The organism is Micromonospora sp. NPDC049559 (genome assembly GCF_040676675.1).
Classification (GTDB): Bacteria; Actinomycetota; Actinomycetes; order Mycobacteriales; family Micromonosporaceae; genus JBFAPK01.
The window spans coordinates 112735-138054 of sequence record NZ_JBFAPK010000018.1; the positions used below are offsets into that span (position 1 = coordinate 112735).

General features: G+C 73.3%; 18 protein-coding genes. 7 read left to right on the forward strand and 11 right to left on the reverse strand.

The window, feature by feature from the left end; genetic code table 11:
* Positions 1–58: 58 nt before the first annotated feature.
* The 3 genes from AB0J86_RS20440 to AB0J86_RS20450 form a co-directional block, all read right to left on the reverse strand.
* Positions 59–970: a hypothetical protein gene (locus tag AB0J86_RS20440; protein ID WP_363859138.1), complete on the reverse strand. Its 912-nt coding sequence runs from the start codon at positions 968–970 to the stop codon at positions 59–61.
* Positions 971–1138: 168 nt separating this feature from the next.
* Entirely contained in the window at positions 1139–1639 is a 501-nt protein-coding gene (greA, locus tag AB0J86_RS20445; RefSeq protein WP_363859139.1) for a transcription elongation factor GreA, read from the reverse strand.
* 146 nt (positions 1640–1785) lie between these two features.
* Positions 1786–2202, reverse strand: a complete 417-nt coding sequence (locus AB0J86_RS20450; RefSeq protein WP_363859169.1) for a DUF4307 domain-containing protein — start codon at positions 2200–2202, stop codon at positions 1786–1788.
* A gap of 115 nt (positions 2203–2317) precedes the next feature.
* On the opposite strand from AB0J86_RS20450, the gene mca reads away from it, so the two are divergent.
* The 4 genes from mca to AB0J86_RS20470 all read left to right on the forward strand — a co-directional run bounded on the left by mca (position 2318) and on the right by AB0J86_RS20470 (position 8534).
* Entirely contained in the window at positions 2318–3199 is an 882-nt protein-coding gene (mca, locus tag AB0J86_RS20455; RefSeq protein WP_363859170.1) for a mycothiol conjugate amidase Mca, read from the forward strand.
* Between the two features lie 51 nt (positions 3200–3250).
* The gene (locus AB0J86_RS20460) at positions 3251–3556 is read left to right on the forward strand and encodes a hypothetical protein (protein ID WP_363859140.1); all 306 of its coding nucleotides are present in this window, start codon (positions 3251–3253) and stop codon (positions 3554–3556) included.
* A gap of 260 nt (positions 3557–3816) precedes the next feature.
* A complete protein-coding gene (locus AB0J86_RS20465; RefSeq protein ID WP_363859171.1) occupies positions 3817–6318 on the forward strand; it encodes an EAL domain-containing protein in 2502 nt (833 codons plus the stop codon).
* 242 nt (positions 6319–6560) lie between these two features.
* Positions 6561–8534: a hypothetical protein gene (locus AB0J86_RS20470; protein WP_363859141.1), complete on the forward strand. Its 1974-nt coding sequence runs from the start codon at positions 6561–6563 to the stop codon at positions 8532–8534.
* A gap of 109 nt (positions 8535–8643) precedes the next feature.
* On the opposite strand, the gene AB0J86_RS20475 is transcribed toward AB0J86_RS20470, so the two are convergent.
* From AB0J86_RS20475 to AB0J86_RS20500, 6 genes are read right to left on the reverse strand one after another with little or no spacing between them, the layout of a single operon-like run.
* Positions 8644–10089: a tryptophanase gene (locus tag AB0J86_RS20475; RefSeq protein WP_363859142.1), complete on the reverse strand. Its 1446-nt coding sequence runs from the start codon at positions 10087–10089 to the stop codon at positions 8644–8646.
* A 40-nt stretch (positions 10090–10129) separates the two neighbouring features.
* The gene (locus tag AB0J86_RS20480; protein WP_363859143.1) at positions 10130–11368 is read right to left on the reverse strand and encodes a styrene monooxygenase/indole monooxygenase family protein; all 1239 of its coding nucleotides are present in this window, start codon (positions 11366–11368) and stop codon (positions 10130–10132) included.
* 24 nt (positions 11369–11392) lie between these two features.
* Complete coding sequence (locus tag AB0J86_RS20485) at positions 11393–11965, reverse strand: ATP/GTP-binding protein (RefSeq protein ID WP_363859144.1); 573 nt, start codon at positions 11963–11965, stop codon at positions 11393–11395.
* A 4-nt stretch (positions 11966–11969) separates the two neighbouring features.
* Positions 11970–12317 carry a DUF742 domain-containing protein gene (locus tag AB0J86_RS20490; protein ID WP_363859145.1) on the reverse strand — a complete coding sequence of 116 codons (348 nt, stop codon included), beginning with the start codon at positions 12315–12317 and terminating at the stop codon, positions 11970–11972.
* A 33-nt stretch (positions 12318–12350) separates the two neighbouring features.
* The gene (locus tag AB0J86_RS20495; RefSeq protein WP_363859146.1) at positions 12351–12785 is read right to left on the reverse strand and encodes a roadblock/LC7 domain-containing protein; all 435 of its coding nucleotides are present in this window, start codon (positions 12783–12785) and stop codon (positions 12351–12353) included.
* Positions 12782–13996, reverse strand: a complete 1215-nt coding sequence (locus AB0J86_RS20500) for an ATP-binding protein (protein ID WP_363859147.1) — start codon at positions 13994–13996, stop codon at positions 12782–12784. The genes AB0J86_RS20495 and AB0J86_RS20500 overlap by 4 nt, the downstream gene beginning before the upstream one ends.
* A 331-nt stretch (positions 13997–14327) precedes the next feature.
* On the opposite strand from AB0J86_RS20500, the gene AB0J86_RS20505 reads away from it, so the two are divergent.
* The 3 genes from AB0J86_RS20505 to purE all read left to right on the forward strand — a co-directional run bounded on the left by AB0J86_RS20505 (position 14328) and on the right by purE (position 18174).
* Positions 14328–16373 carry a thioredoxin domain-containing protein gene (locus AB0J86_RS20505; RefSeq protein WP_363859148.1) on the forward strand — a complete coding sequence of 682 codons (2046 nt, stop codon included), beginning with the start codon at positions 14328–14330 and terminating at the stop codon, positions 16371–16373.
* 101 nt (positions 16374–16474) lie between these two features.
* The gene (locus AB0J86_RS20510) at positions 16475–17647 is read left to right on the forward strand and encodes a 5-(carboxyamino)imidazole ribonucleotide synthase (RefSeq protein ID WP_363859149.1); all 1173 of its coding nucleotides are present in this window, start codon (positions 16475–16477) and stop codon (positions 17645–17647) included.
* A 56-nt stretch (positions 17648–17703) separates the two neighbouring features.
* A complete protein-coding gene (purE, locus tag AB0J86_RS20515) occupies positions 17704–18174 on the forward strand; it encodes a 5-(carboxyamino)imidazole ribonucleotide mutase (RefSeq protein ID WP_363859172.1) in 471 nt (156 codons plus the stop codon).
* 90 nt (positions 18175–18264) lie between these two features.
* On the opposite strand, the gene AB0J86_RS20520 is transcribed toward purE, so the two are convergent.
* Positions 18265–23361 (reverse strand): permease, encoded by a 5097-nt coding sequence (locus tag AB0J86_RS20520; protein WP_363859150.1) that lies wholly within the window; start codon positions 23359–23361, stop codon positions 18265–18267.
* 272 nt (positions 23362–23633) lie between these two features.
* On the reverse strand, positions 23634–25061 hold the full coding sequence (locus AB0J86_RS20525; RefSeq protein WP_363859151.1) for a UDP-glucose/GDP-mannose dehydrogenase family protein: 1428 nt from the start codon (positions 25059–25061) through the stop codon (positions 23634–23636).
* Between the last annotated feature and the right edge of the window lie 259 nt (positions 25062–25320).

Genomic DNA, 25320 nt, shown 5'->3' on the forward strand with positions numbered 1-25320 from the left:
ATACGGGAAACCCCCGGCCGTGGCGGCCGGGGGTTTCCGGTAGCGGTGGTACGGACTCTCAGCGCTTGCCCGGGTTCCGCTTCTGCAGCGGCAGGCCGCGGACCTTGCCGTTGCTGCTGGCGCGGGCGCCGGTGGACTCCGCCGCCTGCCACACCGGGTCGGTCAGCACGAAGCCCATAATGTCCACGACCAGCACCACCCGCTGGTTGACCTTGATGCTGACGGTGGTGTTCTCGGGGTGGATGATCGTCTGCACGTAGTTCGTGATCGCCGAGCCCGCCTGGTAGTTGATACCGCCGAGCGGAGGTACGTCGTCCTCGCCGCTCCACATGGTCGCCCAGCCGGCCGCCGCGGCGCTGACCGCGGTCAGGTTGCACTGGAGGGCGGCGTAGCCGACCTCCGGCCGCAGGTAGGCCGTCAGGTCGAGGACCAGGTCCGCGCCGTCGGCGACGTTGCGCGGCACCAGCCGGCCGGACGAGTCGATGGTGGCGGTGCCGGGGACGATGAAGCTACGCCCCGAGGCGCTGCCGGTGTGCAGGTACCGGTCCGGGTACACCGGGACGGTCATCGTCGCCCAGGTGGGCGAGTAGAGGTAGTTGACGTACTTCCCGGAGCCGTCGCCGAGGTCGCCGATGGTGGCGACGTCGCCCCACTGGTCGACGAAGACGGAGCCGGCCGGCGGGTTGGTGTTGACGTCGGTGCTCTTGGTGGGAGCGACCGAGAGGGCGGCCCCACCGGGGGTCTGCAGCCGCAGCGCCGGGTGGGAGACGTCGCCGGAGACCAGGGTCGTGGTGGTGGCGCCCCCGTCGTTGGACGTCCCGATGATCAGGTTGCCGCCCGGGTCGGCCTGGGCCGGTCCCGCCACCGCCGCCGCGGCGACGGTCGCGCCCGCGGCGCCCGCGGCGACCGCTCCGGCCTGGCGGAGCAGCCGCCGACGGTCAACCTTGTGGGCGTCGTCCTGTTCCTGCATGAATTCGGATCCTCCCGTTTGTCGCCAGCCCGAGTGGGCGGGCGGAGAAGAGCCTTCCAGATAAAGGGCGGGCGCCTCTATAAGACTTTCGGTCGAAAAAGCGCCATCAGAACCTGGACCACTTCCCCGGGATTACCGATAATCGGACAATTTCCGGCAGGGATTCAATCAGCCGGAAAAGGGTTCGAAGCGGTCCACCGTCACCTTGATGTCGGCGCCGCTGGGCGCGGTGTAGGTGACGGTCTGTCCGGACCGGGCCCCGAGGATCGCCTTGCCGAGCGCCGACTCCGGGCTGTAGACGGTCAGCTCGGTCGTCGAGGCGATCTCGCGCGAGCCGAGCAGGAAGGTCTCGGTGTCGCCCGGGTCGTCGTCGAAGTGGATCGTCACGACCGTGCCGGGGGCCACCGTGTCCGCCTTCGGCGCCTCGCCCACCTGGGCGGTACGCAGCAGCTCCTGGAGGTAACGGATGCGGGCCTCCGCCTTGCCCTGCTCCTCGCGGGCCGCGTGGTAGCCACCGTTCTCCCGTAGATCGCCCTCTTCGCGCCGCGCGTTGATCTCGGCGGCGATGGCCGGCCGAGCGGCGATCATTTCGTCGAGTTCGGCCTGTAGCCGGTCGTACGCCTCCTGGGACAGCCAGGTGGCGTTCGACTCGCGGTCGGTCGTGGACACAGACGATCTCCTCGCGTGGACGGGACGGACAGACCTCCGGGCGAACCGGGGTACGAATTACCAAGTTACCAGTGCCGTACCCGCCGGGCGCCCGATGATTTCTTGTCGGGCTGTTTGCCGGCCGGACACCCGCCGGCCCTCCGTCGTCAACCAGCGGCGACGCAGCGGACGACCTCGCCGACGAACGGGCGGGCCGTGGTGGCGAGCCGGTGCCGCACGGTGATCTGTGTCTCGCCGGGGTCCGCGGTCGCCGTGACCTGCTCGCGCCCCACCTCGGCGCCGTCGCGGGCGCGGGCCCGCACCACGCAGGTCGTGCCGCCGCCGGCCGGTACGGTCACCCGGAAGTCGATCACGATCTGCCGGTCGGTGATCTCCGTGTAGGTGATCACCTGGGCGTCGTACGTGGGGTCGCCGTACCGCCGGTACAGCTGTGCCGCCACCGCGGCCATCACCACCAGCAACAGCACGACCAGCAGACCCGCCAGCCACGGGCGGCGTCGCCGCTCGGCCCGCCGCCGCCCGTAGCGCCCCGGCGGAAACGTCGGGGTACGGGGGGTGGGCATGGTGTGCGTTCCGGTCACCGGAGGTAATCTCCTGCGGTTGTTGTCGGGGGCATCGGCAAGAATGACAGGGTCCATCCTCTCACCGCCGATGGACACGAACGAGGGGGCACCGAAGTTGGCAGAGCAACTCCGTCTGATGGCGGTACACGCCCACCCGGACGACGAGTCCAGCAAGGGCGCCGCGACCATGGCGAAGTACGTCGCCGAGGGGGCGCAGGTGCTGGTCGCGACGTGCACCGGCGGTGAACGCGGCAGCGTGCTGAACCCGAAGCTCGACCGCCCGGACGTCTGGGCGAACATCGCGGAGATCCGCCGCGCGGAGATGGACGCGGCGCGGGCGATCCTCGGCGTCGAGCAGGCGTGGCTCGGCTTCGTCGACTCCGGCCTGCCCGAGGGCGACCCGCTCCCGCCGCTGCCGGAGGGCTGCTTCGCGCTGCAGGACCTGGAGGTCGCGACCGGGCCGCTGGTACGGCTGATGCGCGAGTTCCGCCCGCACGTGGTGACCACCTATCCCGAGGACGGCGGCTACCCGCACCCCGACCACATCATGTGCCACAAGGTCGCGGTGGCGGCCTTCGAGGCGGCCGGTGACCCCGAGCGGTACCCGGAGTTGGGTGAGCCGTGGCAGCCGCTCAAGCTCTACTACGACATCGGCTTCTCCAAGGCCAAGATCTTGGCGCTGCACGAGACGGTCCTGGCCGCCGGGCTGGAGTCGCCGTACAACGAGTGGCTGGATCGGTGGGACGAGCGGCCGGACAAGGGCCCGCGGATCACCACCCGGATCGAGTGCGCCGAGTACTTCCCGGTACGCGACGACGCGCTGCGCGCGCACGCCACCCAGGTCGACCCCGACGGCTTCTGGTTCCACGTACCCATGGAGATCCAGCGGCGGGCCTGGCCGACCGAGGACTTCGAGCTGGCCCGGTCGTTGGTGGAGAGCCCGCTGCCCGAGTCGGACCTCTTTGCCGGGATTCGGGAGACCGCCCATGCCCGCTGACGCGCGCGGGGCGTACGGTGGAGGCACGCCGTACACCGGAGGATCACACTCATGCTGACCGCTGCGCGGGTGCTCGCGGAGAACAACTTCGGGGACACCAGGACCGGCGGCCTGGCCGGACCGATGGGCCTCTTCCTCATCGTGGTGCTGGCCGTCGCCACGGTTTTCCTCATCCGTAACATGAACTCCCGGCTGCGCCGGCTGCCCGACCGCTTTCCGGGGCAGCCGGGCGTCGGCGACGCGGAGCGGGCCGAGGCGGTAGTCCTCGATCTGACACAGACGGTTGGGACCGAGGAATCTAGTGGGAGCGCTCCCAGTGCCGTTCACCAGGACATCAACCGGCAGTCGGCACCATGATCCGGGCTAAAGGCCGTCAGCTACCCCTGTTGCGCCCAACCGGTTTGGCTTAGCCTTCCGCCGGGGGACCAAAAGTCCCCGCTCCGTGCGCGGAAGGGGGCGCCGATGACCGTCACACGACCGGACGCCCAGCGTTTCGCCCGTCGCGGACCCGCCGCCGGCGGTCGTACCTCCGCCGGAGGAGATCCGTGACCTCCGGTCGGCAGACCGGCGGATCGGTCGACGGGACGGCCGCTTCCGGATCGGCGCGCCGGCAGCCGGTGGTACTCACCGTGGCGGTGCTCGGCCTGGCACTCGCCGCGATCCTCGCCGGTCTGGCCCTCCCGACCGTCGCCCTGCCGCCCGACGACCCGCTGCCACCGCTGGCCCGCTTCGGCGCCGCCGCCGGACTCGCCGCGCTGGCCCACCTCGCCCGGCTCCGCTTCCGGGTCGGCTCCGGCATCGTCAACGTGAGCTGGGGCGAGGCCGCCTTCGTCATCGGGCTCTACCTGGCCCCGGCCGGCTGGCTGCCGGCGGCCGTCTTCCTCGGCGGCGCCCTCGCCTGGGGGCTGCTCTCGGTCTTCAGCGAGCGACGCGGCGTACTCGACGTGGTCTACAACGCCGCCCTGCTCACCGTCGCGGTCGCCGTCGCGACCTCCGTCGTGGTGCCGCTCAGCCGGCCGTTCGACGCCGCACCCACGCCCGTGCTCGCGGGCGCGCTGGTGCTCGGCTCGCTGGCCTACCTGCTCGTGACGGTGGGGCTCACCGCGCTCACGCTGTCGCTGCGGCACGGCCTGCCGCTGGGCCCGCTGCTGCTCCGGACCGTACGCGGCAAGCTGCTGATGTTCGTCGGCAACGTGCTCGTGGGCCTGGTCACCGTCACCATGCTCGGCCTCGACCCGCGCTGGCTGCTCCTGCTGCCGCCCGCGCTCTGGCTGTTGCAGCAGACCTACAGCCACCGGCTGCGCGCCGACGACGAGCGGCGCACCTGGCGGGCCTTCGCCGAGGCGACCCGGGCGCTCAACCAGCTCGACGAGCGGAGCGTGGCCACCGCCGGGGTCGGCGGGGCGCGGACGCTCTTCCGCGCGGAGTCCGTCGAGGTCGACGTGGTGCGCCCGGACGGCCGGCGACGGCGCTACCGGGGCGACGCGACCGGCGAGGTGACCGAGCGGGATCTGCCGCCGCACCCCGAGCCCGCGCCGGAGCCGGACGGTACCGAGAACGAGCTGAGCCGCTCCCTGATGGTGGGGGCCGCGCACGTCGGGGAGCTGCGGGTGCGCTTCCCGCGCACCGCCCAGCCGGGCGAGCGGGAGCACGACGCGCTCTCCGCGTTCGGCGACGCGCTCGGCGCCGCGCTGCACGACGCCGCCACCCACCAGGAACTGCGCATCGTCACGGCCCGCTCGTCGTACGAGGCGGTGCACGACCCGCTGACCAACCTGGTCAACCGGGCGGCGATGCTCAGCAAGGGCGACCACGCGCTGCACCAGCTCGGGCACGACCACCCCGTGGCGCTGCTGCTGCTCGACCTCAACCACTTCAAAGAGGTCAACGACACGCTGGGCCACGCCGCCGGCGACGAGCTGTTACAGATCACCGCGGCCCGGCTCGGGGCGCTGGCCCGCCCGGACGAGCTGCTCGGCCGGCTCGGCGGCGACGAGTTCGCCCTGCTCATGACGTCCGTACCGGTGCTCGGCGAGTCGGCCGTGCCCGGCGAGCGGCCACCGCCGCTGCCGCACGCGCTGCGCCGGGCCCGCGAGATCGTCGACCGGCTCGCCGCCCCCGCCGAGGTGGCCGGCGTCCGGATGTCGGTCGAGGTCTCCGTCGGCGTGGTGGTCGCGGGTGCCGGCACCGCCGACATGACCGAGCTGCTCCGCCGCGCCGACATCGCGATGTACCAGGCCAAGGAGGGCGGCGGCAGCGTCGCCGCGTACGACAGCGCCCGGGACGCCGCCAGCACCGACCAGCTCGCGCTCCTCGCCGAACTCCGCGAGGCGCTGGACGCCGACGACCAGCTCGTGCTGGCGTTGCAGCCCGCGGTCGACCTCGCCACCGGCGCGCCGACCGGGGTCGAGGCACTCATCCGCTGGCACCACCCGCGGCGCGGCTGGCTGACCCCGGCCGACTTCGTCCGGCCGATCGAGGGAAGCGAGCTGCTCGGCTCCTTCACCCGGTACGTGGTCGACAAGGCGCTCGCGGTGGCCGCCGAGTGGGCGCGGCACGGCCTCGACGTACCGATCTCGATCAACCTCTCCGCGCGCAGCCTGCTCGACCCGCGCCTGCCGGCCGAGGTCGCGGAGTCCCTGCGCCGGCACCACGTACCGGCCGACCGGCTGGTACTGGAGATCACCGAGACGGTGGTGATGAGCGAGCTGGAGGTCATCGACGAGGTCCTCGCCGCGCTGCGGTCGCTCGGGGTGCAGCTCGCCGTCGACGACTTCGGTACCGGCTTCTCGTCGCTGACCTTCCTGACCCGGATCGCCGTCGACGAACTGAAGGTGGACCGCTCGTTCGTGATGCGGATGGCGGACTCGCCCGAGGCGGCGGCGATCGTGCGCACCACCGTCGACCTGGGTCGGGAACTCGGCCTGCGGGTGGTGGCCGAGGGGGTGGAGACCGCCGACCAGCGCGCCGCGCTCGCCGAGCTGGGCTGTACCGCCGCCCAGGGGTACCACTTCTTCAAGCCGATGCCCTCGGACAAGATCGTCACCGTGCTGAGCGCGCTGTCGAACTCCGCCCAGAGTGCCCGCATCCTCCCGCTCCGCGCCGACGGCGTCTCGTAGGCTCCGCACCCAATTTCACCGCGCCTGAGAAGTCCTCTTTGCCAATCTTTGGTGGGGATATCGGGCTGAAAAATCGGCGCCGCTTCACAGCGGATATCGAGTAGGGTGGTTCCGCCCGCCATCGCCTCTGCTGGTCTGCACCGACCCTAAATTCAGCGTGTATCCGGTGGCGTCCGAATACGGGGGAGTGGTTAACGATGAATGAATTAAGTCGCCCGAGAAAATGGATGCATCGCCGTCCGGTGTCCGCCGTCGTCGTGTTGCTGGCGTCCGGGATCGCGACCGCCGTTCTTCCCGGCGCGTCCGCCCGGGCGTCGCTCGACGGCAGGGTGGACGACCCGGTCGTCGCGGTGTCGTCGATGTCGGACACGCTGCAGATGTTCGCCACCGGCGACGACGGCTCGCTGCACCAGAAGTCGTTCGTCGATGGCATCTGGTCGGGATGGGAGGACCTGGGTGGGGATTTGACCTCCGCACCCGCGACCGCCTCTCCGGCCGAGGACCGACTGGACGTCTTCGCCCGGAGCAAGAATTTCACCCTTGTACAACGCACCTATTCCGGGGGCGTCTGGTCCAACTGGGTCGACCTGGGCGGATCGCTGACGTCCGCACCCACGGTCGTCTCCACCGGGGCGGGACGCCTCGACGTTTTCGCCCGCGGCGCGGGCAACGGTCTGATCCAACGGAGCTATTCGGGCGGGACCTGGTCGACCTGGGTGAACCTCGGCGGAGATCTCGCCTCCGCCCCGTCGGTCACCTCGTCGGCGGTCGGTCGTCTCGACGTACTCGCCCGAGGCGCGGACGACAGCCTGCTCTACCGCGCCCACGCGAACAACGCCTGGTCCGGGTGGACGTCGCTGTCCGGCCCCGTGACGTCGGCGCCGTCGGCGGTATCGAACGGGGTGGGACGGATCGACGTGGTCGCCCAGGGCCCGGGCAACGTGCTGCGACACCGGTACCTCTCCGGAGCCTGGTCGAACTGGTCGTCGCTCGCCATCGACGTCACGTCGGCCCCGACGGCGCGCACCAAGGGACCTGGCCTGCTGACCATCTGGGCCCTGAACGGTGACGGAAACCTGTACCAGTACGACAAGAGCCTCACTGCGAAGCCGAGGGTCGGTCTCTTCGCACAGTTCTCCCCGCAGGTTCCGAAGCTGGCGACCAGTCGAACCGTCGCGCGGCAACAGCGCTCGAAGGGCGAGAGCAGCGGTCCGATCGACTACGCGTACGTCTCCGAGGGGCGGCTGGTCCAGGGGTACCAGAGCGATCCCTTCAACCCGCTCACTGTCCAGTGGCGGGAAGCGACCCTCGAAGCGAGGTTCGCCCGTACGCCGGAACTCGGCCAGGGTGACGATGACGCGGTCCGGCTCGCCGCCCTCGACACCGACGGCGACGTGCGGTTCGGGACGAGGTCCGCGCAGAACCCGTTGAACTGGCAGTGGGACGACGCGGGCGGCTGGGCGAGTTCGACGAGCACCGGTCGGCTGCCCGACGGGCGCCTCGTGCTGTTCGCCGTCGACAGGTTCGGCCAGCTGTGGCACAAGCGCCAGGCGTCCTCCGGCGGGCCGTACCTGTCCTGGCAACGCCTCGACGGCATCCGGCTCGTGGCCAGCCCGAAGGCGATGACCGCGCTGCTGGACCTGCAGTTGTTCGCGACGGGTACCGACGGTCGGCTGCAGACCGCCAGCTACTCGGGTGGCGGTCTTCTCTCCGGGTGGACGGCGCTGAGCGAGCCCGGGCAGCTGGTCGGCGAGCCCTCCGTCATGGTGCTTCCCGGCTACCACTTCCGGGTCGTCGGTCGCGCTCCGGACGGCACCGTACTGACCAAGAAGCAGGATTACCTCGGGGCGTACCCGGCGGAGTGGACGGCCGTCGGCGGATTCGTCGCGGCCGGGCAACCCGCGGCGGTACTGAGCTGGGCGGGCTTCACCGTGTTCCTCGCCCGGGGCGCCGACGGCCAGATCTACAAGTCGGTCGAGACGGTTCCGGCGTCGGGGCAGTGGCGCCCGTGGGAGCCGGCGAGCGAGGGAATCCTGTCCGCGACCGATCCGACCGGATTCGCGATCACCGAGCGGAGCGGTGAGTACGCGGCGTACGTCTTCCGTACCAGCGAGGACCGGTCCTTCCTGTTCATCGAGTCGCCGCAGCTGCGCGCATCCGCCCGGCAGGGCGGGCCGGTCTTCACCGGCAACCCGCTGCCCGCCCCGCCTCAGTAACGCGGCGGAGGATCCGCGCAAATACAGAGAATGAGGCCGTTCGGCGGCGCCGGATAGGCACTCTTTCTCTGTATTTGCGCGGACCATGGCGGCGCGGGTCCTGCTGGGGCTAGGCCCTCGCGGCCGGCTCGGGGAAGGAGACGGGCGGGGCGGGGGCCGACGCGGGCTGGGCCCAGCGCATCCGGGCGGTGAAGTGGCGCAGTACGGGCGGCTCGTACTCGAACTCGACGCCGCGCAGCTGGTCGATCCGGTTCGCCACGGAGATCAACGACTCGGCCACGTAGTCCATGTGGTTGTTCGTGTAGACCCGTCGCGGGATGGCCAGGCGCAGTAGCTCCAGTGGCGAGTGTTCCTGCTGGCCGGTGTGCGGGTCGCGGCCGTGCAGGAAGGATCCGATCTCGACGGCGCGCACCCCGGACTCCAGGTACAGGGCGCAGGCCAGCGCGTGGCCGGGGAACTGGTGCGGCGGGATGTGCGGGGCGAGGGCGCCCGCGTCGACGTAGACCGCGTGCCCGCCGGTGGGCTGCTGGATCGGTACGCCGCCGGCGGCCAGCCGATCGCCGAGGTAGCGGACCTGGGCGATGCGCGCGTCGAGGTGCTCCTGCGCCATCCCCTCCTCCAGGCCGATCGCCATCGCCTCCAGGTCGCGCCCGGCGAGCCCGCCGTAGGTGACGAACCCCTCCATCGCGATGCAGCGGGCCTGGACGGCCCGGTACAGCTCGCCGTCGGCCCGGAAGCAGCAGAGCCCGCCGATGTTGACCAGGCCGTCCTTCTTGTTGGACATCAGGAAGATGTCGGCGAGGCCGAACATCTCCCGGACGATCTCCGGGATGCTCCGGTTGCGGTACCCGGGCTCGCGCTGCTGGATGAACCAGGCGTTCTCGGCGAACCGGGCGGCGTCGATGATCATCGGTACGCCGTACCGCTGGGCGATGCCGGACACGGCCGCCAGGTTCGCCATCGAGACCGGCTGCCCGCCCACGCTGTTGCAGGTGATGGTGGCGATGATGCCGGCCACGTTCTCGGGCCCGTGCGCCCGGATGGTCGGCTCCAGCGTGGCCAGGTCGAAGTTGCCCTTCCAAGCGTCGTACCGGGCGGTGTCGGTGGCCGCCGGGGTCAGCACGTTCACCGCCCGCGCCCCGGCCAGTTCCGCGTGCGCCTTCGTGGTGTCGAAGTGGTAGTTCGAGATCAGCACCGGGCGCGGGCCGCGCACCCGCCGGACCAGCTCCGGGAAGAGGATCTGCTCCGACCCGCGTCCCTGGTGGGTGGGGATGGTGTGCGGGTAGCCGAAGACCCGCCGTACCGTCTCCGCCAGCCGCTCGTAGCTGCGGCTGCCCGCGTACCCCTCGTCGCCGGTCATCAGGCCGGCCCACTGGCGGTCGCTCATCGCCCCCGTGCCGCTGTCGGTCAGCAGGTCGACGTAGACGTCCGCGCTGCGCAGTCCGAACGGGTTCCAGCCCGCGGCGGCCAGGGCCGCGCGCCGCTGGGCCGCGTCGATGAGCCGGATCGGTTCCACCATCTTGATCCGGTACGGCTCGGGCATGAGCTTGGTCATCCAGCTGCTCCCATTTCGACAGGGGCGGTGCGGGCGCGCGTCAGGCGCCCACCGAGGCGAGGTAGCTGCCGGCCCGGTGTGGATCCAGGAACCAGTGCTGGAAGTCCGCCGGGTCGGAGAATCCGTTCGCGAAGCGCCGCGCGACCTGCTCGTTCTGGGCGGCGGCGCTGAGGATGCGCTGTACGTGCGCCGGCAGCGGCCGGAGCATGAGGTTGGTCCAGGCGGTGACCGGCTCGCCGACCCGGGCCCAGAACTGCTCGAACGTCTGCTCCATCCAGGCGCGGTCGAACGGCTGGTCGCCGCGGGCCAGGATGGCGCCGAGGTAGGCGGCGGCGCACTTCGCCGCCGTGTTGCTGCCCTGCCCGGTGATCGGGTCGTTCGAGACCACCACGTCCGCCATGCCGAACACCAGCCCGCCGGACGGGAGGACGGCGGCCGGCCGCCGTACCGTCGGGGTGTAGCGACCGGAGAGGGTGGCGCGGGCGTCGGTCAGCTCGACCTCGGCGCAGCGGTCGTAGATCCACGGCGTGTACTGCCGGATCAGGTCGACGGTCAGCTTCAGGTGCTCGGCCGGGTCGAGCCGTTCCTTCCACAGGTCCAGCGGCGTGTCCGGTACCGCCTCCCAGAAGAGGATGTCGCAGTCGCCCGTGCGGGTCAGGGCGGGGATGACGAAGAGCTCGCCCAACCCCGGCACCACGTTGATCTCGACCTTTCGCCCCTGGTACGCGGGGTCGCGCCGCATGCCGTGCACGTACGCCACCGCCAGGCCCCGCTGCGGGGCGGTGAAGGTGGACCGGACGGGATCGCGGTCGAAGACGCTGACCAGTTCGGCCTTGCCGGCCGCCACGATGGTCAGGTCGTAGCGGCCCAGCCGGGTCAGCCCGTCCAGGTCCCCGGTGGTCACGCCCTGGTAGTGGACGGTGCCGCCGCGGTCCTCGAAGAGCTCCAGCCAGGCGGCCATCTTGATCCGCTGGTCGGTGCTCGACGCCGGCTCGTCCAGCCGCCCCAGCGCGCTGAGCACCCGCTCGCCGGGCGGGGCGGAGACCGAGAGGTGGACCGCCTCGATCGGTGGGACCTGCTCCTCCCACAGCTGCAGGCCGTACGCCCGCTCCGTCCGCAGCGCCTGCCCGAACATCGCCTGGGTGCTCATCACCCAGCCGTTGCGGATCTCATCGGGGGTACGCGCCGACATGATTGTCACGTCGTACCCCTCGGCGAGCAGGCACAGCCCGAGCTGGAGACCGGACTGCCCGGCGCCGACGATGAGAACCCTGCGCATCCGTCCGTACCTCTCCGCGATCCGCTATCGCACCGTGACCGGGCCGGCCGCGGCGCTGGTGCGCTCCATGGCGTGCACCACCACCGCGAGCAGCGCCTGGGCCACCGAGGCCCGGTCCCGCGCGTCGCAGGTGATCAGCGGCACGTTGGGGGAGAGCGCGAGCGCCTGCCGTACGTCGTCCAGGTGGTGCGTCTGTACCCCGTCGAACAGGTTGATGGCGACCACGAACGGCAGGTCGCTGTCCTGCTCGAAGTAGTTCACGGCGGCGAAGGAGGCGGCCAGCCGCCGGGTGTCGGCGAGTACGAGCGCACCGCTGGCGCCCCGGCAGATGTCGTCCCACATCGGCCAGAACCGGGCCTGTCCGGGCGTACCGAAGAGGTAGAGCACCAGGTCCCGGTCGATGGTCAGCCGCCCGAAGTCCATCGCGACGGTCGTGGTGACCTTGTCCATCCCCGGGTCGAGCGGATCGACGCTCTCGCTCGCGGCGGTCATCCACGCCTCGGTGTTGATCGGCGGGATCTCCGAGATCGCCCCGACACAGGTGGTCTTGCCAACCCCGAAACCGCCGGCGATGACGATCTTCGCCGAGGTCAGCATCGGGTTATCGGGTGCGTTGGCGTAGGCCGTCACGGAGTTTCTCCAGGAGCCGGAAGTCGAACGGAGAGCTGTAGGTTTCCGCGTGGACCAGCAGGTGGTTCGAGGCGGCGAGGTCGTCCACCACCACCCGGGTCACGCCGAGCGAGATCCCCGACATGGCGGAGAGCTCGGCCACGGACTTGGTCTCGGCGGCGCACTCGTAGAGCGAACGCGCCTCGGGCAGCAGGGTGGCGGCGAACCGCGCGTCGTAGTACGGCACCGAGACCAGCGTGTGCACCAGCAGCGGCTGGCGGGTCCGGGTCCGGCCCCTGGTCAGCACGTACGGCCGTACCTTCCAATGTGTTGCGGCCACCGCTGACACTCCCTGTTCTGACCGTTGTGATGGTTACCGGCTCGCGCTGATCCGGTGCAGCTGGGTGCGCAGCTGCGGGGTGAGCAGGTGCCCCACCGCGCCGACCAGCTGGGTCATCCGGTACGCGACCGTACGCAGGTTGCAGCCCGCGGTGGCGACGACCGCGAGCCCGGCCGAGCTGCCGACCCGCATGAAGAGCAGGTGCCCGTGCGGCAGCCGGATCGTCAGGTACTCCGAGGCGCCCAGGTTCAGCAGGGCGGCGCTGCGGTCCGCCATGCTGATCAACCCGGCGGTCAGCGCCGCGAGCTGGTCACCGAGGTCGCGCGGTACCGCGTCGGAGGCGACGAGTTGCAGCCCGTCCAGCGAGACCAGCACGACGTGCGTCACGTCGGGCACCTCGTCGGCGAACTGCCGGATCAGCCAGGCGAACTCCTGCGGCGAGCGGCCGCCGTTGGCGTCGTGACTCACCGCGACCACCCTCCCGGCGCCGGCACCCCGCCGGCCCGCTCCGCGTCGACCGGGCCGCCCGCCCGTCCGTCCTCGCCCAGACCGGCGGCGCGTTGGGCGTCGAAGACCCCCGCGGCGAAGTCGGCGGTCTCGTCGGGCCAGGTGCCGTGGTCCGTCGGCGCGACCGGCACCGGCTGGGCCGTACCCGCGCCGCCCGGCGGGTTGCGCAGGCTGGCCACCACGCGTACCGGCAGGTCACCGGGCGCTCCGGCCGGGGCCGCGGACCCCGCCGGTACGGGTGGCCGCCGCGTGGCGGCGGGCTCGGCGTGCCCGACGGCGGGCTCGGCGTGGCCGCCGGGCCGAAGCGGCTCGGCGTACCCGGCGGGCGGGACGCCTCGGTGCGCCGGATCGACGTAGAGGTTGGTACGCGCGGCGGCCTCGGCCGGCACGGCCTGGGCCCCCCGCTGCCCCGGCCCGGCGGCGTTCAGCGGGATGGCGCAGAGCAGCTCCTCGGGGAGCAGGATCGTGGCCGTGGTGCCGGCCCCGTTGCGGTTCGTCAGTCGGACCTGGATGCGGTGGGCACGGGCCAGCCGCTGCACCACGGCCAGGCCGAGCTGTACGGCCGGCTGCGGCGCCTGTAGCGGATCCGCCTCGCCGGCCAGCACGGCGTTGAGGGCGGCGAGCCGCTCGGGCCGGATCCCGATGCCGGTGTCCTCGATGCGCAGCAGCACGCTGCCGCGCTCGGTCACGTGGGCCGAGACGACCACGTCGGTCCGGGGCGCGGAGAACCGGGCCGCGTTGTCCACCAGCTCGGTGAGGAGCCGGATCACGTCGTCCGCGGCGAACTCCACCACCGCCAGGTCGGCGACGCCACCGAGCTTGACCCGCGGGTAGTGCTCGATCGCCGAGACCGAGGCCCGGACCACGTCGAGCAGGGTGGTGACCTGCTGGCCCGCGTCCTCGACCTTCCGTCCCGCCAGGACCTGGAGGTTCTCCGCCTGCCGTCGGATCCGCGAGTTCGCGTTGTCGATCTGGTAGAGCTTCTCCAGCCGGGCCGGATCCCGCTCGTCGGCCTCGATCTCCTCCAGGTAGCCGCCCAGCTGGTACGCCGCGGCCATGATCCGTAGGGCGTACTGCTCGGCGAGGCCGCGCCACGGGTCGCCCGGGGGGCCGTCCTGATCGGATCGGGGCGGTCGGCCGTTCGCCGGCCGGGACGCAATGGTGGGATCCAACCGCCGAGCCAGGCGTCGTCGCCATTTGGCGGGTCTGGTCACCACGGAACCTCTGCGTGCATGCCGTCCTCTCGGTGAAGCTGACCCGCACATCGACGCCGACGGGTGAGCAGTCAATCACTACCGCTCCGCTCGCGCAACCCGCCCCCTTTTGTCCGCGCACCGTCGGTTCTTCGCGCTTCTCGGCCGGCGCGATCACCATTTCCGCTGGTGGTGGAGGACCGTTACGGCCGGGGCAGGGCCCGCCGCGGGCGGGGCGGGCCGTCAGCCGAGTGGGCCGTGTCCGGACACCTTTTCGGCGGGCCGCTCGCGGAGTGGTTATGGTCGTCGGGTGAATCGTCTGGCGAACGCGACCAGCCCGTACCTCCAGCAGCACGCCACCAATCCGGTCGACTGGTGGCCGTGGGGGCAGGAGGCGTTCGCCGAGGCGCGCCGCCGGGACGTTCCTCTGATCATCTCCGTGGGCTACGCCGCCTGTCACTGGTGTCATGTGATGGCACACGAGTCGTTCGAGGACGACGCCGTCGCCGAGGTGATGAATCGCAATTTCGTGTCCGTCAAGGTGGACCGGGAGGAACGTCCGGACGTCGACGCGGTATACATGACCGCCACCCAGGCGATGACCGGTCAGGGCGGTTGGCCGATGACGGTTTTCGCCACGCCCGACGGTAAGCCGTTCTTTTGCGGGACGTACTTTCCGCGCGCCAATTTCCTGCGCCTGCTGGAATCGGTGACGGTGGCCTGGCGGGACCAGCGGGAGGCGGTCGTCGGGCAGGGCGCCGCGGTGCTGGAGGCGATCGGCGGTGCCCAGGTCACCGGCGGGCCGGCCGCCCCGCTCACCGCCGAGCTGCTCGACGCCGCCGCCGAACGGCTGGCCCGCGAGTACGACCCGCGCCACGGCGGGTTCGGCGGCGCGCCCAAGTTCCCGCCGCACCTGAACCTGCTCTTTCTGCTCCGGCACCACCAGCGCACCGGCTCGGCCCGCGCCCTGGAGATCGTCCAGCACACCTGCGAGGCGATGGCCCGCGGCGGCATCTACGACCAGCTGGCCGGCGGCTTCGCCCGCTACTCCGTGGACGAGCACTGGACCGTGCCGCACTTCGAGAAGATGCTCTACGACAACGCGCTGCTGCTGCGGGTCTACACCCAGCTCTGGCGGCTCACCGGTGACCCGCTCGCCGGCCGGATCGCCGCCGAGACGGCCGCGTTCCTCGTCGACGACCTCGGTACCGCCGCCGGCGGCCTCGCCTCGGCGCTCGACGCGGACACCGAGGGGGTGGAGGGGGCGACCTACTCCTGGACCCCGGCCCAGCTGGTGGCGGCGCTCGGCGAGGAGGACGGCCGCTGGGCCGCCGACCTCTTCGGCGTCACCGCCGACGGAACCTTCGAGAAGGGTACGAGCGTGCTGCGGCTGGCCCGGGACATCGACGGGCTGGCGCCCACCGTGCCCCTCGCCACGGGTGCCCGGGAGGCGACCGAGCCGCCGGAGGTCGCGCTGGTCGCCCGCTGGCAGCGGGTACGCGACCGGCTGCGCGAGGCCCGCGACCGGCGCCCGCAGCCGGCCCGGGACGACAAGGTGGTGGCCGCCTGGAACGGACTGGCCGTCACCGCGCTGGTCGAGCACGCGGTCCTGACCGGCGATCCGGTCACCGCGGCCGCCGCCCGGGGCGTCGCGGAGGTGCTGGCCGGGCGGCACGTCGTGGCCGGGCGCCTGCGCCGCGTCTCCCGGGACGGGCGGGTCGGCGAGCCGGCCGGCGTGCTGGACGACTACGGCTGCGTGGCGGAGGCGTTCTGCGCCGTGCACCAGCTCACCGGCGAGGGACGGTGGCTGGAGCTGGCCGGCACGCTGCTCGACGCCGCGCTCGCGCACTTCGGCGCCGAGGGGGGCGGCTTCTACGACACGGCCGACGACGCCGAGCGGCTGATCACCAGGCCGGCCGACCCGACCGACAACGCCACCCCCTCCGGGCTCTCGTCGCTGGCCGCCGCGCTGGTCGCGTACGCGGCCCTGACCGGCCAGGTCCGGTACCGGGAGGCGGCCGAGCGGGCCCTCGGTACCGTCGCGCCGATCATCGCCCGGCACGCCCGGTTCGCCGGGTACGCGGCGGCGGTCGGCGAGGCGCTGCTCTCCGGCCCGTACGAGATCGCGATCGTGACCGACGAGCCCGGCGCCGACCCGCTGCGCGCGGCGGCCCAGCGGCACGCCCCGCCCGGCGCGGTGGTCGTGGCGGGCGCCCCGGACCAGCCGGGAGTGCCGCTGCTGGCCGACCGGAGCCGGCTCGGCGGCGAGCCCACCGCGTACGTCTGCCGGGGCTTCGTCTGTGACCGTCCGGTCACCTCGGTGGAGGAGTTGGTGGCGCAGCTCACCCGCGCCTGAGGCGACCGCGGCCCCGCGGCGTACCCGGCGAAGCCGCAGGCCGCGCGGGTGGGCCGGCGATTGGGGCGGTGGCGGGCGGCCCGGCTAGGCTGGCGGCCGTTATGGATTCCCGCACCGGTCTTCCCGTCGTCGGCATGGTGGGTGGTGGCCAACTGGCCCGGATGACCCACCAGGCCGCCATCGCCCTCGGCCAGTCCCTGCGCGTGCTGGCCCTCACGCCCGAGGACGGCGCCGCGCTGGTCGCCGCCGACGTCCACTACGGCGACCACACCGACCTGGCCGCGCTGCGCACCTTCGCCAAGGGGTGCGACGTGGTCACCTTCGACCACGAGCACGTGCCGACCGAGTACGTGCGCACCCTGGCGGCCGAGGGCTTCACCCTCTACCCGCCCGCCGACGCCCTGGTCCACGCCCAGGACAAGCGGGTCATGCGGGAGCGGCTGAGCGCGCTCGGCGCGCCCGTACCGGCCTGGCGGCCGGTGGCCTCCCCGGACGAGGCGGTCGAGTTCGGCGAGCGGGTGGGCTGGCCGCTGGTGCTCAAGGCGGCGCGCGGCGGCTACGACGGCCGGGGCGTCTGGGTCGTCGACGACCCCGAGCAGGCCCGCGAACAGGCGCGCGTGCTGATCGAGGGCGGCACGCAGGTGATCGCCGAGGAGCGGGTACGGCTGCGCCGGGAACTCGCCGTGCAGGTGGCGCGCTCGCCGTTCGGGCAGGTCGCGGCGTACCCGGTGGTGGAGACCGTGCAGCGCGACGGGATCTGCGTGGAGGTCCTCGCCCCGGCGCCGGGGCTGTCCGAGGAGCTGGCTCTGGCCGCCCAGCAGCTCGCGATCGACATCGCCACCGCGCTCGGCGTGGTCGGGCTGCTCGCGGTGGAGCTCTTCGAGGTGGGGACCGGCCCGGCCGACGGCAGACTGATCGTCAACGAGCTGGCGATGCGTCCGCACAACTCGGGGCACTGGAGCATCGAGGGGGCCCGCACCTCCCAGTTCGAGCAGCACCTGCGCGCGGTGCTCGACTACCCGATGGGGGACACGGCGCTGACCGCGCCGGCCGTGGCGATGGCGAACGTGCTCGGCGGGGCCGAGGGCGGCATGTCCATCGACGAGCGGCTGCACCACCTCTTCGCCGCCGATCCCGGCGCCAAGGTGCACCTCTACGGCAAGCAGGTCCGCCCGGGGCGGAAAATCGGGCACGTCACGGTGCTCGGCGACGACATGGACGAGGTACGCGCCCGCGCGGTGCGGGCGGCGCGCTGGCTGCGGGAGGGCGAGTGACCGCGGTGGCGGAGCAATCGGCGTCGGGGCGGCCCGCGGTCGCGGTCGGCGTGATCATGGGCAGTGACTCGGACTGGCCGACCATGAAGGCCGCCGCCGAGGCGCTCGACGAGTTCGGCGTCGGCTACGAGGTGAGCGTCGTCTCGGCGCACCGCACCCCGGTGAAGATGATCGAGTACGGCCGGAGCGCGGCCGAGCGGGGCCTCAAGGCGATCATCGCCGGGGCGGGCGGCGCGGCGCACCTGCCGGGAATGGTCGCCTCGGTCACCCCGCTGCCCGTCATCGGCGTACCCGTACCGCTCAAGCACCTCGACGGGATGGACTCGCTCCTGTCGATCGTGCAGATGCCGGCCGGCGTACCGGTCGCGACCGTCTCGATCGGTGGCGCGCGCAACGCCGGCCTGCTCGCCGTACGGATCCTCGCCGCCGCCGACCCGACCCTGCGGCAGCGGATGTCCGACTACCAGGCGAGCCTCGAAAGGCTGGTCGCCGAGAAGGACGCCGCCCTCCAGGCCAGCCTCGGCTAGCACCGTCCCGTCGATCTAGGGCAAATCGTCGTGATTGGAGATCAACCAAGCGAGGATTTGCCCTAGATCGACGCGGGGTGGGGGTCTGCGCTAGCGCATGCCGCGCAGGGCGCCCCGGAGCCGCTCCTGGGTACGGCGGCGCCGCTCGTTGCTCGCACCGAGCAGCAGCAGCACGATGCCGACGGGGATCAGCACCAGCCATGGCCCGAACGCGGTGAGCAGGTGCAGCGTGGCGAGCGCGGTGACCACCGCGCCCGTGATCACCGGTGCCTGTTGCCGCCGCATCGAACCGAAGATCAACGTTGCCACCCCGCCGAGCAGGAGCAGCACCTGCCGCAGGTCGCTGGTGTTGCTGCTGGCGATCACCAGCACCAGGCTGGGCAGGAACGCCGCGACGAGCGCCGGCCCGTACGCGGTCCAGCTGCTCAGGTCCGGCCGGTGGCGCAGCTCCAGCAGGCCCACCAGCAGGGCGAGCGCCGCGAACGGCAGCGTGTACGCCTCGGGTAGCGCCACGTCGGCGATCGCCATCAGCAGCCACCAGGCCGTGATCTCGCAGCCCACGGCCGCCCAGAAGAGCGTGCGGCGCTCGGCCGTACGCCGGCCGGGGCGGGTCGCGGCGACGCCGAGCACGGCACCCCAGGCGGCCAGCAGCGCCGCGATGTGCCGGGGCGAGTCGAAGGCCAGCGCCCCGGCGATGAGCGCGGCGCCGTAGCCGCTCCACTCCACGGTGGCGGCCTCGCGGCTGGCCTCGGGGCGACGCAGCCGGGGTAGGGTGGCGGCGACCAGCAGCAGGGCCGCGCCGACCGCCAGCACGCCGAACGCCGACCAGCCCGGGTCCAGCCCGGCGACCAGGCCGGCCGTGAGGACGAAGAGCTGGCCCATCACCGAGGCGAAGAGCCAGCCGAGGATCCGGGCCGGCTGGCTCCGCCCGGCCAGCGCCGCCACGGCGCCGACGCCGACCGCACTGCCGAGCGTGAAGAGCGTCATCTCCCTGGTGGCGAGGCTGCCGGCCAGCCCGGCGCCGCCCGCCGCCAGCCCGATCACGAACGCCACCACGCGGGCCACCCGCAGCGACCGGGCCGGCTCCTCGACCGGCGGAGGCGGCGTCAGCGCCAACCCGAGCATCGCGAGGGTGAAGACCATCAGCGCCGCCATCGTGCTGTTCGGCCAGCCCTGACCGAGCGCGATCGGCGCGATCAACAGGGTGACCGCCGCCCCCGGCAGCACCACCGGGATCGCGCGCGCCGGCCGTCCGCCGGTGAATCCGGTCGCGGCCAGCGCCGCCGCGATGGTGAGCAGCAGCGCGGCGAGCACGTTGCTGGCGCCGACCGCCTTGGCGGGCGGGGTGGTCAGCCCGGGCGGGGGGCCGTCCCAGATCCCGCCCAGGGTGCGGTACGGCTCGACCAGGGCGGCGACCAGGGCCGGGGCGATCGCGGCGACCGCGAGCGCGACCGGCAGCGCGGCGGCGGCCATCGCGCCGGCCGCCGGACTGACCGACCACTGTTCGCGCGCCGGGCCGCCGGGGATCCGGCGCAGGGCGCCGCCGAGCATCACCGTCCAGCGGCGGGCCGGCCGGTCGTCGGTACCGGGCGGGGTGGTGGCGGAGCGGATCAGCTCGGCGAGGATGCCGAGCAGGGCCGCCGCGGCGGCGTACACGCCGAACGGCAGGCCGGTGAAGATCGACGCGGCCGCGGTCACCGTCGCGCCGACGGCGATGCCGACGCTCGCGTACGGCAGGAAGTGCGGGATCCGGCGGCGGGCCAGGGCCAGCGCGGCGACGCCGAGGCTGCTGGCGGCCAGCCCTCCGACCAGGACGGTCTCGGCCGAGCCGCCGAGTTCGGCGGAGAGGGCGGCGAGCGCCCCCGGCAGGGCGATCAGGGCGCCGGCGAGCGCGCAGCCGCCGATCTGCACGAGATGGGGCGGCATCTCGTCGGCCTCGACCGCGACCGCCGTACCGCCCTCGACCGCCTCGTCGCCGTCGAACTCCGGCACCGGCTCGCCGGCCGCGAGACCGGCGACCGTCCGGGCGAGCACCGCCACGACCACCCCGAGCAGCACCACCAGCGTCAGCGCCACGGCGGTGGTCCACGGGCGTACCAGGCTCGCCCCGACCGCGTGCAGGGCGACCACGGCCGCGACCGCGGCCCGGGTCAGCCCGGCCCGGGGGTCGGCGGCCGCGACGGCCGAGACGCCGTACGCGGTGGCCACGGCGCCGCCCACCAGGACCGGCGACCACCAGGGCAGACCCAGCGCGGCCGGGGTGCCGATGGTGGCCAGCCCGACGCAGACCGCCGCGACGTCGTACCGCCACGGGCGGGGCAGCACGATCGCGGCGGCCGCCGCCAGCAGCACCAGCGCCACCGGGGCCTGCCAGGTGCCCGTACCGGCCGGGCCGGCCGGCCACTCGCCGAGCTGCGCCTCCCAGAGCCGGCCGGGGGAGGCGAGCACCCGTACCCCGCCGCTGAGCGCCGTCCAGCCGGCGAGCAGCGCGATCACGCCGCCGCCCAGCGCGATGCCGAGGACCGGCCCCCGGCGCCAGTCGTCGGGCAGGGCACGCGCGCCCGCGGCCACCACGAGCACCAGCACGGCGCCCGCGACCAGTTGGGCATTGGGCGCCAGGATGGCGGCGATCCGGGCGAGCGTGGCGACCAGCGCGGTCGTCGCGGCCGCGGCGGCGAGGTCGGAGCCGTCCAGCACCCGGTCGGCACGCCGGCCGGCGTCGATCGACGGGGCGAGTACCAGCAGCACGGCGGCGACCAGCAGCAGCGTCCCCACCCAGGCGTCGGGCGCGGTCGCGCCGGCGGCGCCGAAGGCCGCGGCCGTCACCGCCAGCACGCCGAGCCCGGTCCCCACCGCCAACGGCATGGCAACCTGGCGCTGCGAGACCTGGGTGACGGCCGCGTACCCGAGCGTGGCGCAGACCGCCAGGAAACTGGCCGCGAGGACCGGTTGGGTGGCGTGCTGGAGCGAGGCGGCGGTCGGGGTGGGGTCGACCGGCACCGTCGAGGCGACGAAGGCGGCGACCGCGCCCGGCAGGGCGAAGGCGGCGCCGCCGGCGGCGTACGCGGCGACCAGCGGGGCGGACTCGCCGACCGGCACGGCCGACGGCACCGGCGCCGCGGCGACGAGCGCTCCGGCGACGGTCAGCCCGAGCAGCACGGCGGCGGTGAGGCCGGGACGGGCCATGCCGGCCCCGGCGGCGGCGAGGCCGAGCACGGCCGCGGCGACGACGTGCACCACGGCGGTCTGGGTGGTCCGCGCGGTCAGCCCGGCGAGGGCGATCCCGGCCGCGACCAGCAGCGGCGGCCACGGCGCGGCGACCCAGGAGAGCCCGAACGAGGCCGGTACGGCCAGCGCCGTCAGCGCCGCGCCGACCACGGCCCCCTCCCGGCGCACCTCGGGTGGCAGCGCGAGCACGGCCGCGACGGTGAGCAGGAACGCGGTGGCGGCCAGCTGCCACCCGGCCGGACCGGCCGCCGCCGCGAGCCGCTCCGGGTACGCCGCGAGGTCGGCCTGCCAGACCGGCATCGCCGCCCGCACCGGGGCGAGTCCGGCGCGCAGCGCACCACCGGCGACCACGACGCCGCTGACGGCCAGCGCGACCGCCGAGGCCAGCTGCGGTCCCCGGCGGGCGGCCTCCGGTACGGCGCGCACGCCGAAGCCGGTGAGCGCGATGACCAGGGCGACGAGCAGGAGCGCCTCCCCGGGCGCCGTCACGGCGACGACGCGGCCGGCGGCCCCGATCACCGCCAGCGTCAGCACACCGGCGGCGAGGTCCACCAGCGCGGGCCGGCCGAGGCTCAGTGCCCCGGCGAGCCCGATCCCGGCGGCGAGCAGCAGGGTGATGCCGGCCCGGAACGCGGTCGGCGCGGTCGTCGCGTCGAGCAGCGCGGCGACCGCGTAGACCAGCGCGCCGGCGATGGCCAGGCCGTGCAGCGCCCAGGTGAGTTCGCGCAGCCAGAGGATGGGCGGCGCGGTGGCACCGGTGCCGGTGCCGGCCGAGCCGGCCGAGCGGGTGCCGGTACGGGCCGGGCCCGGCCCGTCGAGGTCGTCGAGCCGGTCGAGGTCGTCGGGGCCTGCGCCGGCGCGGGTCGGACCGGACTCGTCGCCGCGCAGCACCGCATCCGCCTCCTCGTGCGCGGACTCCGGCCGTTCCACGTCGGCGGGATCGGGTCCGGCGGCACCGGCGGCGGGCTCCCCGGGCTGCCGGGCCAGCCAGGCCGGCGGAGCGAGCCGGCCGTGCTGGTCGAAGAGGCGGGCGAGGTAGAGGTCGACCGCGGCCACCGCGACCAGGGCCAGCGCCCAGCCGATCGGGGCGGAGATCCAGTCGTACGCCAGCAGCGGCAGGATCGGTTGCAGGGCCAGCACGGTCACGTAGCGCGGCACGTTCAGGCCGGTGAGGCCGGCGTACGCCCCGGCGACCACCGCGGTGACCCCGAAGACGATGCTGGCGAAGACCGCGCCGGAGACGACGCCGCCGCGGACCTGCTCGACGGTCCAGAGCGCGTACCCGTCCAACGGCACCAGCAGCAGTCCGACCGCCGCGATGGTCTCGGCGGTGGCGGTGAGCCCGCGCCGCGCCATCACCGGCGGGGCGGCCAGCATGCCGGCGGTGGCCGCGAGCAGGATCGCCAGCCGGCTGCCGCTGCCGAAGGAGCTGATCGCGACGGCGGCGAAGACGACGGCGGCGACGCCGAGCAGCAGCGCGCCGAGGCCGAGCAGGATGTTCTGCACCTCGCGGGTGGAGGCCTCCGGGCGGGGGGCCGGCTCGCGACCGGGTGGCGGCGTGACCCTCGTACGGGGCGGCGGCGGTGGTGGCCGGTCCCGCCCGGCGGTGGCCGGCGGCGGGCCCTGGCGCGGTACCCGGGGGCGCTGGCCCGGCTCGGCGGCGGGCGGTCGCTGCGGGTCGACCCGGCGGCGCAGCACCCGGCGCGGACGGGTGGCCTGCTTGAGCCGCTCCGCACTGGCGTGCGCGAGGATGTCGCGCTGGAAGAGCGCGGCCTGCATGTCGGCGGCGATCTGCTTCGCCTCGGAGCCGAGGGCGGCCTCCCGCTTCTTCATCTCGGCGATCGAGCGATCGATGCGAGCCAACTCCTCGGCCCAGCGGCCCTGGGGGGCGCCGCAGTGCGGGCAGTGGGGTGCCGCATTGATCTCGCGGCCGCACGAGGCGCACGGGTACGTGCTCACGGGCACCTGCTCCTCCCCGCCGGGACAGCATTGTGGACTTCCCCCGAAGCATGCCCAAAGCAGGCAGTGATTCGATAGTCCCGCGCCGGGGAGAGATGCGAAAAACGTAGCCGGACGAGCCGCGGAGCGCAGCTGCTCCGCGGCTCGTCCGGTCCGTTGGATGATGTTGTCGCAGGTCGGTTCCGCGCCGGCTGGCGGGTCAGGACCGTACGGGGTGGCCGGTCGGGCCCGGCGCCGAACGGGTCAGGCGGGCGCCGGTACGGGCCGAGGAGTCAGGGGCGACCCATGCCGCGGTACTCCCAGCCGGCCTGCGTCCACAGTGCCGAGTCCAGGCAGTTGCGGGCGTCCACCACGCGCCGGCCGGCGGCCAGCTCGCCGAGGGCGAAGGGGTCCGCGTTGCGGAAGTCGGCCCACTCGGTGAGCACGCAGACCAGGTCGGACTCGCGGACGGCGTCCTGCATGCTCGGCTCGTAGGTCAGGTCCGGCAGGGCGCGGCGGGCGTTCTCCATGCCCTGCGGGTCGTAGACGTGCACCTCGGCGCCGGCCTTGGCGAGCAGCGCGGCGACGGCGAGCGCGGGCGCGTCCCGGACGTCGTCGGTGTTGGGCTTGAAGGTCGCGCCGAGCACGGCGATCCGGGTGCCGGAGAGGTCGGGGCCGGCCGGCCCGTACCGGCGGCCGAGCAGATCCGCCGCGAGCTGGAGCACCCGGGTACGGCGGCGCAGGTTGATCAGGTCGACCTCGTGCAGGAAGCGCAGCGCCTCGCCGGCGCCCAGCTCCTGGGCCCGGGCCTGGAACGCCCGGATGTCCTTGGGCAGGCAGGCGCCGCCGAAGCCGAGGCCGGCCTGGAGGAAGCGGTTGCCGATGCGGGGGTCGTAGCCGATCGCCCGGGAGAGCTGGGTCACGTCGCCGCCGGCGACCTCGCAGACCTCGGCCATCGCGTTGATGAAGGAGATCTTGGTGGCGAGGAAGGCGTTGGCGGCCACCTTGACCAGCTCGGCCGTGGCGAAGTCGGTGACCACCACGGGCACCTCGCGGTCCTCGGTGGCGGCCAGGTCGAAGACGCCCTTGTGCGCGGCGTAGAGCATGGCGTGGGCCCACTCGCTCTTGACCCCGACCACGATCCGGTTCGGGCGGAGCACGTCCTCGACCGCGAAGCCCTCCTGGAGGAACTCCGGGCTCCAGGCGACCTCGATGCCCAGGTCGGCCGGGGCGTGCTTGCCGACGAGCTGCTCGACCCACTCGGCGGTGCCGACCGGCACGGTCGACTTGCCCACGATGAGGGCCTTGCGGGTCAGGTGCTGGGAGAGGCCGGTGACCGACGCCTCGACGTACGACAGGTCGGCGCCCATCCCGTCGGCGCGCTGCGGGGTGCCGACGCAGATGAAGTGCACGTCGCCGAAGGCCGCGGTCTCCGCCATGTCGGTGGTGAACCGGAGCCGGCCGGCCGCGAGGTTGCGCCGCAGCAGCTCGTCCAGGCCCGGCTCGTGGATCGGAACCTCACCACCGGCGAGCTTGGCGATCTTCTCGGCGTCGACGTCGTACCCGATCACCTCGTAGCCGAGTTCCGCGAAGCAGATGGCGTACGTCGCACCCAGGTAGCCGGTGCCGAGGAAGGTCAACCGTGGGCGAGGAGCGCCCGAGGGTGGGGTTACCGTGGCGATTGCGGACATGGGTTGAGTACTCGGGTACGGGATCGTCACGCCTGTTTTCTCCGCTCGCGCTGGCGGCGCTTCCTTGCGTCGCGTTCGGCTGCGGCGCCTCGCCCTGGGCACCGGTCGGTATGGGGATGATCTGCTTTTGTATCGCCGCGGTGCGCTGGCGACGATAGTGCGATGAGCCTACGCGGCGGTAAGGATCACCTGAACTATGGTCGCTATCCTCACATCCGCACGACGGGCCTTGGGTAGGCGACGCTACAGATGCGCATGATAGTCGCCAGGTCCCGGAACAGCCGCAAGG

What these genes read in the sequence shown, in the direction of transcription:
- AB0J86_RS20440 (WP_363859138.1), bottom strand. Translation starts at nt 970, where the DNA reads ATGCAGGAACAGGACGACGCCCACAAGGTTGACCGTCGGCGGCTGCTC.
- AB0J86_RS20450 (WP_363859169.1), bottom strand. Translation starts at nt 2,202, where the DNA reads ATGCCCACCCCCCGTACCCCGACGTTTCCGCCGGGGCGCTACGGGCGG.
- AB0J86_RS20460 (WP_363859140.1), top strand. Translation starts at nt 3,251, where the DNA reads ATGCTGACCGCTGCGCGGGTGCTCGCGGAGAACAACTTCGGGGACACC.
- AB0J86_RS20475 (WP_363859142.1), bottom strand. Translation starts at nt 10,089, where the DNA reads ATGACCAAGCTCATGCCCGAGCCGTACCGGATCAAGATGGTGGAACCG.
- AB0J86_RS20480 (WP_363859143.1), bottom strand. Translation starts at nt 11,368, where the DNA reads ATGCGCAGGGTTCTCATCGTCGGCGCCGGGCAGTCCGGTCTCCAGCTC.
- AB0J86_RS20485 (WP_363859144.1), bottom strand. Translation starts at nt 11,965, where the DNA reads ATGCTGACCTCGGCGAAGATCGTCATCGCCGGCGGTTTCGGGGTTGGC.
- AB0J86_RS20510 (WP_363859149.1), top strand. Translation starts at nt 16,475, where the DNA reads ATGGATTCCCGCACCGGTCTTCCCGTCGTCGGCATGGTGGGTGGTGGC.
- purE (WP_363859172.1), top strand. Translation starts at nt 17,704, where the DNA reads ATGGGCAGTGACTCGGACTGGCCGACCATGAAGGCCGCCGCCGAGGCG.